Annotated in this window: 17 protein-coding genes; 2 read left to right on the top strand and 15 right to left on the bottom strand. The window is 72.9% G+C overall.

What is annotated here, in order from left to right:
• Positions 1-46 precede the first annotated feature (46 nt).
• The 3 genes from EDC02_RS07165 to EDC02_RS07155 form a co-directional block, all read right to left on the bottom strand.
• The gene (locus tag EDC02_RS07165) at positions 47-268 is read right to left on the bottom strand and encodes an MbtH family protein (protein ID WP_370461426.1); all 222 of its coding nucleotides are present in this window, start codon (positions 266-268) and stop codon (positions 47-49) included.
• A gap of 127 nt (positions 269-395) precedes the next feature.
• Complete coding sequence (locus EDC02_RS07160; protein WP_123601278.1) at positions 396-1208, bottom strand: helix-turn-helix domain-containing protein; 813 nt, start codon at positions 1206-1208, stop codon at positions 396-398.
• Positions 1209-1501: 293 nt separating this feature from the next.
• A complete protein-coding gene (locus tag EDC02_RS07155) occupies positions 1502-1930 on the bottom strand; it encodes a hypothetical protein (protein ID WP_123601277.1) in 429 nt (142 codons plus the stop codon).
• A gap of 94 nt (positions 1931-2024) precedes the next feature.
• Here EDC02_RS07155 and EDC02_RS07150 point away from each other — a divergent pair, with 94 nt between their 5' ends.
• Positions 2025-2888: an SGNH/GDSL hydrolase family protein gene (locus EDC02_RS07150; RefSeq protein WP_123601276.1), complete on the top strand. Its 864-nt coding sequence runs from the start codon at positions 2025-2027 to the stop codon at positions 2886-2888.
• Between the two features lie 118 nt (positions 2889-3006).
• Positions 3007-3255 (top strand): SGNH/GDSL hydrolase family protein, encoded by a 249-nt coding sequence (locus EDC02_RS07145; RefSeq protein ID WP_123601275.1) that lies wholly within the window; start codon positions 3007-3009, stop codon positions 3253-3255.
• A 96-nt stretch (positions 3256-3351) separates the two neighbouring features.
• Here EDC02_RS07145 and EDC02_RS07140 read toward each other — a convergent pair whose 3' ends face one another.
• From EDC02_RS07140 to EDC02_RS07085, 12 genes are all read right to left on the bottom strand, one after another.
• Complete coding sequence (locus EDC02_RS07140) at positions 3352-5931, bottom strand: phenylalanine--tRNA ligase subunit beta (RefSeq protein ID WP_123601274.1); 2580 nt, start codon at positions 5929-5931, stop codon at positions 3352-3354.
• Positions 5932-5934: 3 nt separating this feature from the next.
• A complete protein-coding gene (gene pheS / locus EDC02_RS07135) occupies positions 5935-6996 on the bottom strand; it encodes a phenylalanine--tRNA ligase subunit alpha (protein ID WP_123601273.1) in 1062 nt (353 codons plus the stop codon).
• A 222-nt stretch (positions 6997-7218) separates the two neighbouring features.
• Positions 7219-8109, bottom strand: coding sequence for an RNA methyltransferase (locus EDC02_RS07130; RefSeq protein WP_123604577.1), 891 nt, complete (start codon positions 8107-8109; stop codon positions 7219-7221).
• A gap of 47 nt (positions 8110-8156) precedes the next feature.
• Complete coding sequence (gene rplT, locus EDC02_RS07125; RefSeq protein WP_123601272.1) at positions 8157-8549, bottom strand: 50S ribosomal protein L20; 393 nt, start codon at positions 8547-8549, stop codon at positions 8157-8159.
• 31 nt (positions 8550-8580) lie between these two features.
• Complete coding sequence (gene rpmI, locus EDC02_RS07120) at positions 8581-8775, bottom strand: 50S ribosomal protein L35 (RefSeq protein WP_123601271.1); 195 nt, start codon at positions 8773-8775, stop codon at positions 8581-8583.
• A 19-nt stretch (positions 8776-8794) separates the two neighbouring features.
• Positions 8795-9415, bottom strand: coding sequence for a translation initiation factor IF-3 (gene infC, locus EDC02_RS07115; RefSeq protein WP_123601270.1), 621 nt, complete (start codon positions 9413-9415; stop codon positions 8795-8797).
• A gap of 412 nt (positions 9416-9827) precedes the next feature.
• Positions 9828-10241, bottom strand: a complete 414-nt coding sequence (locus EDC02_RS07110; RefSeq protein WP_123604576.1) for a PH domain-containing protein — start codon at positions 10239-10241, stop codon at positions 9828-9830.
• Between the two features lie 41 nt (positions 10242-10282).
• Complete coding sequence (locus EDC02_RS07105; RefSeq protein ID WP_233605782.1) at positions 10283-11353, bottom strand: DMT family transporter; 1071 nt, start codon at positions 11351-11353, stop codon at positions 10283-10285.
• Positions 11354-11449: 96 nt separating this feature from the next.
• The gene (locus EDC02_RS07100) at positions 11450-12910 is read right to left on the bottom strand and encodes a benzaldehyde dehydrogenase (protein ID WP_123601268.1); all 1461 of its coding nucleotides are present in this window, start codon (positions 12908-12910) and stop codon (positions 11450-11452) included.
• A gap of 36 nt (positions 12911-12946) precedes the next feature.
• On the bottom strand, positions 12947-13885 hold the full coding sequence (locus tag EDC02_RS07095) for a DMT family transporter (RefSeq protein WP_233605781.1): 939 nt from the start codon (positions 13883-13885) through the stop codon (positions 12947-12949).
• Between the two features lie 38 nt (positions 13886-13923).
• Positions 13924-14772 carry an ATP phosphoribosyltransferase gene (gene hisG, locus EDC02_RS07090; RefSeq protein ID WP_123601267.1) on the bottom strand — a complete coding sequence of 283 codons (849 nt, stop codon included), beginning with the start codon at positions 14770-14772 and terminating at the stop codon, positions 13924-13926.
• 67 nt (positions 14773-14839) lie between these two features.
• The gene (locus EDC02_RS07085) at positions 14840-15103 is read right to left on the bottom strand and encodes a phosphoribosyl-ATP diphosphatase (RefSeq protein WP_123604575.1); all 264 of its coding nucleotides are present in this window, start codon (positions 15101-15103) and stop codon (positions 14840-14842) included.
• Positions 15104-15105 lie beyond the last annotated feature (2 nt).

Raw genomic sequence — 15105 nt, 5'->3', positions numbered from 1 at the left:
TCCTCCCGCCGGACGTTCACTTGCTGTCGTTGCCCTGAAGGTCGGTTCAGTTCTGTTTGTCAGCCCGCTGCATCGCGAGAGCGAGGCTCTTCGGTCGCATGTCCAGCCAGGTCTCCTCGACGTACCGAAGCCCCGCCTCCCGTTCGCCCGGCCCCCACGCCACGGTCCAGCCGGCCGGGACCTCGGCGAATTCCGGCCACAGTGAGTGCTGGCCCTCGGCATTCACCAGAACCAGGAAAGTGCCGTTCTCGTCATCGAACGGGTTCATGATCAACCTCCGGTTCACGTCGTACAGCAGCCGAGTCACATCGACTCAGGCCAACAGGTATCTGCATCCTGCCCAGTGGCCCGCAGGTTGACCAGAAGCTGTCAGTTTGGCCAACTGGCAGTTTGTGTCAGGCTGGCTCGGCCACCGGAAGCAACGACACGACCTGCAGTTCGTTCGTGCCCGGATCGGTCAGCGTCACGACGTCGACCATGGTGGTCCGGTGGTCACTGGCCAGGCGGATCCCCCGCCGCGACCGCGCCACGCACTCCCGCGCCGAGTGCGCCTCCCACAGGCACCGGACCTCCGGATCGGTGTCCAGACAGGAGTCGACCAGGGCGGCGATGTCGGCGTCCTCGGGGTGCCGCGCCCGGGCGATGCGCATCTGGGTGAGCAGCGGTGCGACCCAGTCCGTCGCCCAGTTGACCAGCCGGCGCCGGGCGTCCGGCGCGGTGAACAGCCACCGGAGGTAGCTGCGCTCGTCGCGTAGCCAGGGGTAGTAGGTCTCGCACGCCTCGTTGTGCTGCACCACCCGGGCGTACCGGTCGAGTACGTAGGTCGCCCAGCGTTGGCCCGTGACGAACTGGCGCAGGGCGGGGCCCACGACCGCGGCGGACGTCCCGGTCAACGACGGCGGGGGCATCCGGCCGACCGCCAGCAGATAGAGCAGTTCCCGCTCGTACCGGCCGAGTCGCAACGCCTCGGCGACGGAGTCGAGGAACGCGTCGGAGTAGTTGGCGCGGACACCGCGCTCCAGATTGCTGTACCAGACGACGCTCACTCCGACAAGGTCGGCGATCTCCTCCTGCGTGACGCTCGCCCGGCGACGGCGGCGCCCGTCCCGCTCTTGATCTCCATCCGGTGACAGCCGGTGGCGCCACGCCTTGACGCAGGCGCCCAGCTCACCGTTCTGACTGGCCGAAACGTGCCGAGCGGAAACCATTTACCCCTCACCAGTACGTGTGTCACAGAACAGAGCGTCGATGGACATACAGCAATGTTACCGGTTCATTTCACTGCCGTTGCCGAGTTTTTCGCGACCATCTGAACACGTACTGGAGATCACTGGATACGCACTGGACGACGACTGGAGGACACCCGTTTCACGGCATCTCGCCGAAGGCGTCCCGCTATTTGAAAGTAGCCACGTCATCGACCGGAACACCGGCCACGAGCGCGGCCAACTAATCCAAATCGGTCGATACCGTTTCGGTGGACGGCTAACCCGGTCGTCAGCTATCCGGCCGACGTGAGCCCGAGCAGGATCAGCAGACCCGACACGACACCCAGCAGCGCGACGACGAAGCCCAGACCTTCCCGGACGTGCCGCGCCACGGCAGGGGCCCGATCCGCCGGCACCCCGGCGGGCGACCCGCTCAGCCGGCTGCCGGCCCGGGTCCGTGGCTGCGCGCCGAGCAGCCGCTCCATCTTGTCGAGGCGGTGCAGGTGACAGCCGACCAGCAGACCTGACCCGAGGTACGGACAGTCGCCGTCGTCCCACAACGACTCACCGCAGCGCGTCGGGACAGCGAGGACAGCGTACGGCAGCCCGACCGTGAGCGCGAGGAACCAGCCCCAGTGCGACTCGCCACCGGTGCAGGCGGCAACGGCCAGCGCGGCGATCGCCGCGCCAGCGATGAGACGTGCCCTGCGCCACCGAGGCATCGTCCGATCCTAGTCGGAGGGTCGGTCGGCCCCGGACCCGGAACCCCGCACCGGATCCGTTGCCGGCAAGAGATCCCGCCGGCGGCCAGGTCGGATGCCGTCGACGACGGGTACCCCGACCAGCCACCAAAGACATCGATCCCCCTCTATCATCCCCACTGGGTCCGCTGCCCCTGACCGAAACCCGGCCACCTGGGTCGCCGCCTGGGCACCCAGCCCGGTCGAGGGCAGCACCATCCCTTGGTCGGACTGCCCGGCCGGGGACGGCCTGGCCGACCAGACCGTCCGCAACGTCGCCTTCGTCAGCGCCCGCGGCACGGCGGTGCGGGTACGGGTCACCAACACGTTCGGCACCCGGGCACTGCGGATCGGCCGGGCGTCGGTCGCCGTCCAGCGCGACGGTGCGACCGCCGTCCCCGGCTCGATGCGGGAGCTGACCTTCGGCGGGCAGCGGGAGGTCACCGTCGCCGCCGGCGGGCGGGCACTCAGTGACCCGGTGCCGTTGCGGGTCGCCGCACTCAGCACCCTGCTGGTCAGCGTGTACGTACCGGAGCCGACCGGGCCGGTGACCAACCATCCGTTCACCGCCCAGGGCAACCACCTCGCGGCCGGGGACCGGGCGACCGCACCAACCGCCGACGGATACGCCGACACGCCGTGCTGGATGCTGGTCGACGGCATCGACGTACAGGCAGGCCCCAGAGTCGTCGGCAGCGTCGTCGCGCTGGGCGACTCGATCACCGACACCGCCAGCACCACCGGCAACGCCAACCAGCGCTGGCCGGACCATCTCGCCCGCCGGCTGCACGACCGCCCCGGACCCACCCTGTCCGTGGTGAACGCCGGGCTCGGTGGCAACCGGCTGCTCGCCCCACGCGACGGCGAACCGTACTGGGGGTGCCGGCGCTGGCCCGACTGGAACGCGACGTCTACGCCCAGAGCGGGGTCCGGGCGGTGATCCTCCTGGAGGGCACCAACGACATCGGCTACAGCGCCCCGGCGGCCGACATCATCGCCGGCTATCAGCAGGTGATCGCGCAGACCCGGGCACAGGGCTGCCGATCTTCGGTGGCACCGTGCCGCCGTTCGGCGGATCTTTCCTGGACACCCCCGAGCGGCAGGAGATCTGGCGCGACGTCAACCACTGGATCCGGACCAGCGGCGCGTTCGACGGAGTGGTCGATTTCGCGGCGGCGCTGGCCGACCCGACCGATCCGACCCGGCTGGCGAGCGGGTACGACAGCGGTGACCACCTGCACCCCAACGACGCCGGCTGCGCCGCGATGGCCGACGCCGTCGACCTCGCCGCGCTGCTGCGGCGCTGACCACGGTCGCTGGCAGTCCCGGCCCGGCCCGCTGGTCCCGGCCCGGCCCGCCCGCGACAACGGGCAGACCGGGCCGGGGCCCCGGCGTCGGTGCGGTCAGGCGCCGCGCAGGGTGGCGCCGAGCCGCGTGGCGGCCTCGGCGACCGCGCCGTCGCGGGCCGCCACCGCCTCCTCCACGGTCAACGTCCGGTCCGGGGCGCGGAACACCAGCTTGTACGCCAACGACTTGCACCCGGCGCCGAGCTGCTCGCCGGCGTACACGTCGAAGAGCCGGACCGATTCGAGCAGCTCGCCGGCCCCGGCCACCAGCGCGGCGCGGACCTGCGCCGCCGGGGTGGCCTCGTCGACGACCAGCGCGACGTCGATCAACGCCGGCGGGAAGCTGGCGAAGTCCGGTGCCGGCACGACCGGAGCCGGCGGCACCGCGTCCAGGTCCAGCTCCATCGCGCAGGTACGCCGAGGCAGTTCCAGCGCGGCGACCGCCGCCGGGTGCAGCTCCCCGGCGTGGCCGACCACGACCCCGTCGACCAGCAGTTCGGCGCAGCGGCCGGGATGCCAGGGTGCGTACTCGCCGGCCCGGACCTCGACCCGGTCGGCCGGGATGCCGGCCGCGTCGAGCACGATCCGGCCGGCTTCGACGGCGTCCGCCCAGCTGGCCGGGCGTCCCGCGCCCCACCAGCCGCCCGGCTCCACCTCACCGGCCAGCACCACCGCGACGTGCCACGGCTGGTGCGGTACGGCGGCGTCGGCGGCGGCGAACACCTCGGGCGCCGGCCGGTCGTCGACGCCCATCGCCGGTGGTGCGGTGACACCCGGCCGGGGCTGGAACACCACGCCGATCTCGTAGAGGGCGACGTCGCGCTGCCCCCGGCCGATGTTGCGCCGCAGGGTCGCCAGCAGCGGCGGCAGCAGGCTGGTCCGCAGCAGCGGGTCGGTGTCGGCCAGTGGGTTGGCCAGCCGGACCGCGTCGCGGCGCGGGTCGTCGGCGGGCAGCCCCAGGTCGTCGGCGGCCTGCGGGGAGACGAACGGGTAGCAGAGCACCTCGACGTGCCCGGCCTCGGCCAACGCCCGCGCCACCGACCGGCGACGCCGTTGTGCGTCGGTGAGTCCGCGCCCGGCCGGGGCGGGCGGCAACGCGCTGGGCACGTTGTCGTAGCCGTCCAACCGGGCCACCTCCTCGACCAGGTCGGCCGGGTCGGTCAGGTCGGGCCGCCAGCTCGGCGGAGCGACGACCAGCGGCGCCGTACCGTCGTCGGGTGCCGACGCCGCCGAGGTGGCGGTGGCCACACCGGTGGCGACGGTGGTGGCGCTGGCCACCCCGGCGGTCGAGGCGGTGGCGACGGTGCAGCCGATCGCCTCCAGCACCTCGACGACCCGCTGCGGCGGGTACGCCACTCCGATCCGGCGGGCCGGCAACCCGGCGTCGAGAACGATCGGGGCCTGCGGGGCGACGTGGTCGAGGTCGAGGATCTCCGCGCCGGCCTCGCCGCCGGCATGTGCGGTGAGCAGTGCGACGGCGCGGTCGATGGCGACCAGCGGCAGCGCCGGATCGACGCCGCGTTCCCACCGCTTGGCGGCCTCGCTGAACAGCTTGTGCCGCCGGGCGGTACGCCCGACCATCACCGGATCCCAGTGCGCGGCCTCGAACAGCACGTTCCGGGTGCCGGGCACCACCTCGCTGGTTTCGCCGCCCATCACCGCGGCGAGCGAGATCGGGCCGGTGTCGTCGCAGATCACCATGTCCTCGGCGTCGAGCACCCGGGCCATTCCGTCCAGGGTGGTCAGCTTCTCCCCCGCGACGGCGCGGCGGACCACCAGCGGCCCGGCGAGCCGGTCGGCGTCGAAGGCGTGCATCGGCTGGCCGAGTTCGAGCATCAGGTAGTTGGTGATGTCGACGGCGAGGCTGATGCTGCGTACCCCGGCGGTGGTCAGCCGGCGGGCCATCCAGGCCGGCGTCGGCGCGGTCGGGTCGATGCCGCGGACCATCCGGGCAGCGAACCGGTCGCAGCCGACGGTGTCGCGGACCTCGACCGGGTACGCCGGGGTGTCGGTGGCGCCGGGTGCGTCGACCGCCGCCGGGTCCCGCCACGGTACGCCGAGCGCCTGGGCGAGTTCCCGGGCGATCCCGCGTACCGACATGGCGTACCCCCGGTCGGGGGTGATCTCGACGTCGACCACGACGTCGTCGAGGCCGACGACGGGCCGGGCGTCGTCGCCGGGCGCGGCGGTGACGTCCGGCGGCAGCACGATGATGCCGGCGTGGTCGTCGCTGACGCCCAGTTCACGGGCGGAGCAGATCATGCCGTTGGAGTTGCGCCCGTAGGTCTTGCGGGCGCCGATGGCGAACCCGCCGGGCAGCACCCCGCCGGGCAGGATGACGACGACCTTGTCGCCGGGGGCGAAGTTGGTGGCGCCGCAGACGATTTCCTGCGGCTCACCGGTGCCGTTGGCGGTGCCGACGTCGACCCGGCAGAACCGGATCGGCTTCTTGAAGCCGGTGAGTTCCTCGATCTCGCGGACCTCGCCGACGACGAGCGCACCGGTGACCGTGCCGGCCAGGTCGACAATTGACTCGACTTCCAGGCCGAGGCCGACGAGGGCGTCTTCGAGCCGCTGCGGTGTCAGGTCGGCCGGCAGGTCGACGTGTTCGCGCAGCCAGGAAAGTGCGATCCGCATGTCTCAGACCTCCATCCCGAACGCGCGGGTGAACCGCACGTCGCCTTCCACCATGTCGCGCATGTCACTGATGCCGTGGCGGAACATCAGGGTGCGTTCGATGCCCATGCCGAACGCGAATCCGGAGTAGACCTCCGGATCGATGCCGCAGGCCCGCAGCACCCGGGGGTTGACCATGCCGCAGCCGCCCCATTCGACCCACCGTGGCCCGTCGCGGTGCTGCGGGAACCAGACGTCGAACTCGGCGGACGGCTCGGTGAACGGGAAGTAGTGCGGCCGCCAGCGGGTCCGGGCGTCGGCACCGAACATCGCCCGGGCGAAGTGGTCCAGGGTGCCCTTGAGATGCGCCATGGTGATGCCCCGGTCGACGACGAGCCCTTCGACCTGGTGGAACACCGGGGTGTGGGTGGCGTCGAGTTCGTCGGTGCGGTATACCCGCCCCGGGCAGACCACGTAGATCGGCGGGGTGCGGGTCAGCATGGTGCGGGCCTGCACCGGTGAGGTGTGGGTACGCAGCACCAGACCGGGCAGGTCGAGGTGGAAGGTGTCCATCAGGCCACGTGCCGGGTGGTCGGGGCTGATGTTGAGCGCGTCGAAGTTGGTCCACTCCAGCTCGGCCTCGGGGCCTTCGGCGACCTCGTAGCCCATCCCGACGAACAGGTCACCGACGCGTTCCATCAGGGTGGTCAGCGGGTGCCGGGCGCCGCGCGGGCGGCGGTCGTACGGCAGGGTGACGTCGACGCGTTCCTCGGCGAGCACGCGAAGCGCCCGTTCGGCTTCGAGTTCGCCGCGCCGGGCGTCGTACGCGGCCTGCACGGCGGTACGCGCCTCGTTGACCCGCTTGCCGGCGTCGGACTTGGCGGCCGGCGGCAACGCGCCGATCTCCCGGCGGGCCAGCGAGATCGGGGCGCGGTCGCCGAGGTGCTGGGGTCGCAGCGCGGTCAGCGCGTCCAGGTCGGCGGCGGCGGCGAACGCCTTCTCGGCGTCAGCGACCGCGCCGGTGAGCGCGGCCGGGTCGAGCAGCGCGACCTGCTTCGGATCGTATGGGTCGTTGCGGTAGGTCATGGCGTGCGGGCACTCCCTCGCGGCGTGCGGTCACCGGGGCCGATGACCGGCAAGAGTCTACGGACGCGCGGCGCTGCCGCAGCCCGCCGGTGGGGTACGCAGGCAGAAAGGGGTTCGGTCAGCCCTGCCGCCCGCCGGAACCGGCGGGCCGGGTAAACAGCCGACGAGGTGGCACACCGCGACCACGGCGCCGGTGGCGGCGCATCTGCTGGTCACTGACGCTCATCGCGTGGGCCTCCCTGGGCGCTGTGCTCTGGCCGAAGTGTACAGGCAGACGGCTGCGGCGGCAGCCAGGTTCAGGCTCTCGGCGCGGCCGTGCAGCGGCACCCGGACCCGGGCGTCGGCCCGGTCGGCCAGCTCGGCCGGCAGTCCGTGCGCCTCGGTGCCGAACAGCCAGGCGGTCGGCGCGGCCAGCGCCCCGGAGTCGGCGAGTTCGTCGAGGTCGGTGTCGCCGTGGCCGGTGGTGGCGAGCACCCGCAGGCCGGCGGCGCGCAGGTCGTCGACGACGTGTGCCGGGTCGTCGTGGCGGACCACGTCGACGTGGAACAGGCTGCCGGCGCTGGCCCGGACGCACTTGCCGTTGTACGGGTCGACGGCGGCACCGGCGAAGACGACTGCGCCGGCACCGGCGGCGTCGGCGGTGCGCAGCACGGTGCCGGCGTTGCCCGGGTCGCGGATCTCGACCAGCACGGCGGCCAGCGCGGGCCGGCGGTGCAGCGCGCCGTCGAGGGTGACGTCGAGGTGGTCGCAGACGGCGACGACGCCCTGCGGGTTGACGGTCTCGGCCAGCGCGGTGAGCGCGGCGTCGTCGACGGTGGAGACGTCGATACCGGCGCTGGCCGCCGCGACGGCCAGGTCGGTGTGCCGGGTACGCCCGGCGGCGGTGGTGAACAGTTCGCGGACCAGGCCGGGCACGGCGAGCGCCTCCCGGACGGCCTGCGGGCCTTCGGCGAGGAAGCGCCGCGTGACGTCGCGGTCGCGGCGCCGGTGCAGCCGCCGGGCGGCCACGATCCTGGGGGTACGGGTGGTGAACGTCGGCTGCCGGTGGTCGGCCCCGCCGCCGGTGGTGGGCGGGACACGGTCGAGGCGCCCGGCTGGCCGTGGTGCGGTCATGCCGGACGCCTCGATTCGTGCCACGTGCGGGTCAGGGTCGCGCCGGTTCAGGCGGCCTGGGCCGCCGCGCCGCCGGTGCCTTCGGCGGCGACCGCCGTGCGGGCCACCTCCACCAGGGCGGCGAACGCGGTGGCGTCGTTGACCGCCAGGTCCGCGAGGACCTTGCGGTCGACCTCGACACCGGCCAGCTTGAGGCCCTGGATGAGGCGGTTGTAGGTCATCCCGTTGGCGCGGGCCGCCGCGTTGATCCGGGTGATCCACAGCTGCCGGAAGTCGCCCTTGCGGTCGCGACGGTCCCGGTAGGCGTACTGCATCGAGTGCAGCACCTGCTCCTTGGCCTTGCGGTACAGCCGGGACCGCTGGCCCCGGTAGCCGCTGGCGTCCTCCAGCAGGGTACGGCGCTTCTTCTGGGCGTTGACGGACCGCTTGACGCGTGCCATTTCACCTACTCCTTCGGGTCAGTGGCGCGCGTCAGCGGCCGAGCAGCTTCTTGATGCGCTTGACGTCGGCCGGGGACACCTCGACGGTGCCGGTGAGCCGGCGGGTCCGGGTGGAGGGCTTGCCCTCCAGCAGGTGGCGCTTACCTGCCTGCTCGGCCAGGATCTTGCCACGGCCGGTCACCTTGACCCGCTTGCCCATACCGGTGTGGCTCTTCATCTTTGGCATGTGTCGCGTCTCTCCCCTGTCACTCGCCGGTGTTCCCGGCGGGTCCGGCCGTGGCGGCCGGTGGTGGTGCCTCGACGGCACCGGATTCCCGGTCCCGGGAGGCTCCGCCGCCCCGGGCCGCCGTCGCGGCGGCCGCAGCGGCCTTGGTGGCCCGGTGCGGGGCCAACACCATGATCATGTTTCGGCCGTCCTGCTTCGGCGCGGCCTCGACGTACCCCAGGTCGGAGATCTCCGATTCGAGCCGGCGCAGCAGCCGGTAGCCCAGCTCCGGCCGGCTCTGTTCCCGGCCCCGGAACATGATCGTGACCTTGACCTTGTCTCCGGCCTTGAGGAACCGCACCACATGACCCTTCTTGGTCTCGTAGTCGTGCGGGTCGATCTTGGGTCGGAGCTTCATTTCCTTGATGACGGTCTGCTGCTGGTTACGCCGTGCTTCGCGCGCCTTGAGTGCGCTCTCGTACTTGAACTTGCCGAAGTCCATGAGCTTGCACACCGGCGGGCGCGCCATCGGCGCAACCTCAACCAGGTCCAGGTCGACGTCCGCGGCCAGCTGCAGGGCGCGCTCCAGCGGGACGATGCCCACCTGCTCACCCTCAGGGCCGACCAGTCGGACCTCACGTGCCCGGATCTGCTCGTTCACGCGTGGTTCGACGCTGATGGGGCCTCCTCGAGTCGGTAATCTCCGTGGTGCCGTCGCACCCCGGGCCGGCCCCCGGTTGGGGACGCCCCGGGAAAGCAGAAGGCCCTGGCACATGCCAGGGCCTGCTCGACCGGTCGGTGACGCCGTCGACGGCGTCGGCCCGGCGGCGGACGGACCGCCGTCGGGAGACCGGACCCGCCCGCTGGACGGTGGTCCGCGGTACGGGTGGGAGCAGGCGCTCCGCTTTCGCGACTGCTCCCGCACGGCTGCCGGCTCGCGCCGGCGCCACCGGTCGAGGGCAGCGTGGTCGACGCGACAAGCCTACCAGGCTCCGGCCATAGCCGTACGCCCGGTCCAGTGTCAACCCACGGTGCCCGCCGACGTGGTGTCACCCCGGCGTCAGCTCGCGGCGTCAGCCGGCGGGGGTCGTCGCGTGGCCCGCCGCGTGCAGCCGGCGCAACTCCCGGACCGCCTCGACGGCGTGTTCCCGGTCGACGGACTGCAGCGCGAGCATCGGCACCAGCTCGTCGTCGGCCAGCTCCAGGCTGGCCCAGGCGGCGTCCCGGTCGAAGCGGACCGCCGTGACCAGCGACCACGGCAGCTGGTAGGAGCGCAGCACGTTGCGCACCCGTACCCCGTCGGCGTCGGCTTCGACCCGGGGCCGGGTGAACAACAGGATCACGGCGGCCCCCACCAGGCCGAGACCGACCATGGCGGCCTGGTCACCACGCTGGAAGCTGCCCAGATTCGCGCCGGTGGACCCGCGCAGGCCGAAGCTGACCGCGGTGAAGACCAGCAGCAGCGCGGCGGCCAGCGACCAGCACATCACCCGCAGCCGGCGGGCACGCACCACCAGCGGCGGCCCGGTCAGCTCGGTGGTCGGATAGGTCGGCTCGTCTGCCACCCGGTCAAGTCTGCCACCGCACCATCGCGGCCGACCTGCCGGGACCGGCGGGCGCCCCGGCCGGACACCAGCACCGCGACGATGATCAGCGCGGCACCGGCGATCAGACCCGGGCTGACGCCGGGACCGCCGGGGACCAGGACGTCGATCAGCAGCGCCCCGAGGAGCTGCCCGGCGACCACCCCGAGCCCGGTCCGCAGCACCCCGACCGACCGGACCCCGACCAGCAGCGCCACCACGATGCAGACACCGAACAGCCCGCCGAGGTAGAGGTACCACTCGCCCGGCCACGCCCGGCCGGCCGCCGCCCGGTAGCCGCCGAGCAGGCCGGCCGCGATCAGCACCAACGGCGTACTGACCACGAAGTTCGCCACCGTGCCCATCGCGGTGGTGCTGGCCGCCGAGACCCGCCCGTTCAGCGCCGACTGCACCGACACCGCCAGCCCACCGGCCACCGCCAGCGCGATCACCCCGACCGCGAGCTGCCCGACCGGCCGGCCGACCTGGGCCACCACCACCGCGCCGATGCCGAGCAGCGCCCCGACCAGCCGGGGCCCGGTGACGGCGAGCCGGCCGGCCGGGGCCAGCCCGACCCGGTCCACTGCCAGGCCGCCGAGGCTGTTGCCGGCGACCTGGGCGATGGTCAGCACCGCCACCCCGAGCACCGGCACCGCGTAGGCGGCGGCGGTGACGAAGAACGCCCCGCCGACCCCGCCGAGGTAGGTCCACCAGGGCAGCCGGGCGGCCCGCAGGGTCCGCAACCCGGCGCGCATCGACGGCAGGAGCAGCAGCCCGACGGCGACCAGCAGCGATCCGCCGATGTTGTTGACCACCGCTCCGATGGCGGCGCTGCCCATCCGGGCACCGAGTTCGGCGTTGACCGAGCTCTGCGACGCGGACGCCACCCCGCCGAGCCCGGCGACGGCCAGCGCCAGCCAGGGCGGCAGCACCCCGGCGAGACGGCGCGCGGCCGGCCTGCGCTGCGCCGTCCGGGGCGGTGTGGTGGCCGGCGTAGGGTGGTCCGGTGGTGTCACCCGGTCACTGTCACAGCCAGCCGCGACGATGTCTGTGACGGACATCGCGTACCGCCGGCGGATCGACGGCCGTCCTCGACGGCCGGTCCGCCGGGGTCAGAACGGGAACCGGCTGACGTCGCCCTGCATGGTGAGCCACTGGGTCTCGGTGAACGCCTCGATGTTGGCGGCCGGTCCACCGAACCGGCTGCCGGTGCCGGAGGCGCCCACCCCGCCGAACGGCGCCACCGCCTCGTCGTCGACGGTCTGGTCGTTGATGTGCACGATGCCGCTGGGGATCCGGTCGGCCAGCGCCATCGCCTTCATCACGTCCCGGCTCAGAATGCCGAGCGACAGGCCGTACTCGGTGTCGCCGGCCAACGCGACCGCCTGGTCCAGGTCGGCGAAGGTGGCCACCGGCGCGACCGGGCCGAACACCTCCTGGGCGAACGCCGGAGTGGTCGGGGTGGCGTCGGCCAGCACCGTCGGCCGGTAGAACAGCTCCTCATAGGTGCCGCCGGCCGCCAGCCGGGCCCCGGCGTCGACGCTGGCCGTGACCAGCGAATGAATCTTGTCCCGCTGGTGTTCGTCGATGATCGGGCCGAGCGCCACCTGCGCCGCCGCCGGATCCCCGACCGGCAGGTGGTCGGCCTTGGCCGCCAACTGCTCGACGTACCGGTCGGCGATCCGCTCGTGCACCAGGTGCCGACCGGTAGCCATGCAGATCTGCCCCTGGTGCAGGAACGACCCCCAGGCGCCGGCCGAGACCGCGAGGTCCAGGTCGGCGTCGTCCAGCACGATCAACGCCGAGTTGCCGCCCAGCTCCAGGTGGGCCCGCTTGAGGTGGCGGGCGGCGGCCTCGCCCACCTTGCGCCCGGCGGCGGTGGAACCGGTGAAGCTGACCACCCGGACCCGGGGGTCGGCGATCAGCGCCTCGCCGACGTCCGCCCCGCCGGGCAGCACGTGCAGCAGCCCGTCGGGCAGACCCGCCTCCTGGAAGACCCGGGCGATCGACACCCCACCGCAGACCGCCGTACGCGGATCGGGTTTGAAGACCACCGCGTTGCCCAAGGCCAGGGCCGGTGCAATGGACCGGATGGACAGGATCAGCGGGAAGTTGAACGGTGCAATGACGCCGACCACCCCGACCGGGAGCCGACGCGCCAGACTCAGCCGGGGCTGACCGCTGGCCAGGATCTCGCCGGTCGGATGCGACGGCAGGGTGGCCGCCTCGTAGCACTCCTGGGCGGCGGTGGTGGTCTCCACCTCGGCCTTCGGCGGCACCGACCCGGCCTCGCGGATCAGCCAGCCACCGATGTCGTCGGCGTAGCGCTCGAACAGCTGACCGGCCCGGCGCAGCACGGCGGCCCGCTCCAGGTAGCTGGTGGCGGCCCAGTCGTGCTGCGCCTGCGCGGCCCGGACGCAGGCCCGCGTCACGTCGTCGGCGTTGCCGACACCCACCCGACCGATCTCCTGCCGGGTGGCCGGGCACATGACGGCCATGGTACCGCCGGCCGCCTCGGTCCAGCCGTCGCTGAAGATCATGCCGTGCCACGTGGTCGTGTCGAGTAGTGCCATGAGGAACCTCCGGCCGGTCGGGAATCCGAATCCTCCCTACCTTCCCGCACCAACCCCGGATCCACCTCGGGAACCGGCGTCACCCGTACGGGGAGTGGAGCCGCGACCGGACACGACGACGGCGAGCAGGATCAGCGCCGCGCCGACCAGCATGCCGGCACCGGTCGACGGCCCGCCCGGGACGAGCACGTCGATCAGCAGCGCGCCGACGAGCTGCCCACCGAGCACGGCCAGCCCGGTCCGCAGCACACCCACCGACCGCACCCCGACCAGCAGGCCGATCATCACCAGCACCCCGAACAGGCCGCCCAGGTAGAGGAACCACTCCCCCGGCCAGCCGCCCCGCGTCGCGGCGCCGACCGCGCCGAGCAGCGCCGCCGTGCCCAGCACGAACGGGGTGGCGACAGCGAAGTTGACCACCGTGGCGGCGGTGGTGGAGCTGGCTGCGGCGACCCGCCCGTTGAGCGCCGACTGCACCGCGACCGCGAGTCCGGCGACGACGGCGACGGCTACCAACCCGGCCGTCAGCTGCCCGACCGGGCGGCCGACCTGGGCGACGGCGACCGCGACGACGCCGAGCACCGCCCCGGCGACCCGGGGGCCGGTGACGGCGAGCCGGCCGGCCGGGGCCAGCCCGACCCGGTCCACCGTCAGCCCGCCGAGGCTGTTGCCGGCGACCTGGGCGATGGTGAACACCGCCACGCCGAGCACCGGCACCGCGTAGGTGGCGGCGACCACGAAGAATCCACCGCCGATCCCACCGAGATAGCCCCACCAGGGCAGCCGGGCGTCCCGCAGGGTCCGCAGCCCGGCCCGCATCGACGGGAAGAGCAGCAGCCCGAGGGCGATCAGCGACGAGCCACCGATGTTGTTGACGATCGCGCCGACCGGTGCGCTGCCCATCCGGGCACCGAGTTCGGCGTTGACCGCGCTCTGCGACGCGGACGCGACCCCGCCGAGCCCGGTGACGGTCAACGCCAGCCAGGGCGGCAGGACCCGCCGCGTGATCGCGGTCAGAGGCGGCAGGCGTGGATCGAGGTGACCAGAATGGCGCGGGCGCCGACCTCGTACAGCTCGTCCATGATCCGGTGCACCTCGGCGCGGCGGACCATCGCCTGCACCGCGACCCAGCCCTCGCGGTGCAGCGGCGAGATGGTCGGCGACTCGATGCCCGGGGTCAGCGCGGTCGCCTGCTCCAGCAGGTCGGCGCGCACGTCGTAGGCGAGCATCACGTACCGGTGGGCGACCAGGACGCCCTGCAGCCGGCGGATCAGCTGGTCGGCCTGGCCGGTGGTGGCGGTGCCGGCCGGGTGCACCAGCACCGCCGAGGAGCGCAGGATCGGCTCGCCGACGGTGACCAGGCCGGCCTGGCGCAGCGTGGCACCGGTCTCCACCACGTCGGCGATGACGTCGGCGACACCGAGCCGGATGGCGTTCTCGACCGCGCCGTCGAGCCGGACGACCTCGGCCTTCAGCCCGTGCTCGGCGAGGTAGCTCTCGACCACCCCGGGGTACGCGGTGGCGATGCGTCGCCCGGCGATCTGCTCCGGCACCCGGGTCAGGGTCTCCGGGCGGGCGGCGAACCGGAACTTCGCCGGAGCGAAGTCGAGGTCGAGCAGCTCCTCGGCCGGGCTGCCGGAGTCGATCAGCAGGTCCCGGCCGGTGATGCCGAGCTCCAGCTCACCGCTGCCGACGTAGGTGGCGATGTCGCGGGGCCGCAGGTAGAAGAACTCGACGTCGTTGGCCTCGTCGCGGCAGACCAGGTCCTTGGGGTCGGTGCGCTGGCGGTAGCCGGCCTCGCGCAGCATGTCGGCGGCCGGTCCGGAGAGGGTGCCCTTGTTCGGCACGGCGATGCGCAGCATCTCGGTCTCGCTCCTGTCGAGGGTGTGAGGGTCACACGATGGTGAGGGTCACGGTCGCAAGGGCGGGTCAGAGATGTCGGTAGACGTCCTTGAGTTCCAGTCCGGTGGCCAGCATCAGCACCTGCGCCTGGTAGAGCAGCTGGGAGATCTCCTCGGCGGCCCGGTCGGGGGTCTCGTGCTCGGCGGCCATCCACGCCTCGGCCGCCTCCTCGACGACCTTCTTGCCGATGGCGTGCACGCCGCGCTCCAGCGCGGCCACCGTCGACGAGCCCGGGGTCCCGGCCGCCGCCTTGGCCTGCAGCTCGGCGAACAGCTCCTCGAACGTCTTCACGG

Origin of the sequence: Micromonospora sp. Llam0 (assembly GCF_003751085.1) — a bacterium.
Lineage (GTDB): Bacteria > Actinomycetota > Actinomycetes > Mycobacteriales > Micromonosporaceae > Micromonospora_E.
Note: the sequence above shows the minus strand (reverse complement) of the source record. Positions and strands in the feature narration are given on the sequence as shown.

Bases quoted from the DNA above. Each gene is read 5' to 3' on its own strand.
- rplT (WP_123601272.1), bottom strand. From the start codon at position 8,549: ATGGCACGCGTCAAGCGGTCCGTCAACGCCCAGAAGAAGCGCCGTACC.
- EDC02_RS07155 (WP_123601277.1), bottom strand. From the start codon at position 1,930: ATGCCTCGGTGGCGCAGGGCACGTCTCATCGCTGGCGCGGCGATCGCC.
- rpmI (WP_123601271.1), bottom strand. From the start codon at position 8,775: ATGCCAAAGATGAAGAGCCACACCGGTATGGGCAAGCGGGTCAAGGTG.
- pheS (WP_123601273.1), bottom strand. From the start codon at position 6,996: ATGACCTACCGCAACGACCCATACGATCCGAAGCAGGTCGCGCTGCTC.
- EDC02_RS07100 (WP_123601268.1), bottom strand. From the start codon at position 12,910: ATGGCACTACTCGACACGACCACGTGGCACGGCATGATCTTCAGCGAC.
- EDC02_RS07110 (WP_123604576.1), bottom strand. From the start codon at position 10,241: ATGTGCTGGTCGCTGGCCGCCGCGCTGCTGCTGGTCTTCACCGCGGTC.
- EDC02_RS07165 (WP_370461426.1), bottom strand. From the start codon at position 268: ATGAACCCGTTCGATGACGAGAACGGCACTTTCCTGGTTCTGGTGAAT.
- EDC02_RS07150 (WP_123601276.1), top strand. From the start codon at position 2,025: ATGCCGTCGACGACGGGTACCCCGACCAGCCACCAAAGACATCGATCC.
- EDC02_RS07130 (WP_123604577.1), bottom strand. From the start codon at position 8,109: ATGACCGCACCACGGCCAGCCGGGCGCCTCGACCGTGTCCCGCCCACC.
- hisG (WP_123601267.1), bottom strand. From the start codon at position 14,772: ATGCTGCGCATCGCCGTGCCGAACAAGGGCACCCTCTCCGGACCGGCC.
- EDC02_RS07140 (WP_123601274.1), bottom strand. From the start codon at position 5,931: ATGCGGATCGCACTTTCCTGGCTGCGCGAACACGTCGACCTGCCGGCC.
- EDC02_RS07160 (WP_123601278.1), bottom strand. From the start codon at position 1,208: ATGGTTTCCGCTCGGCACGTTTCGGCCAGTCAGAACGGTGAGCTGGGC.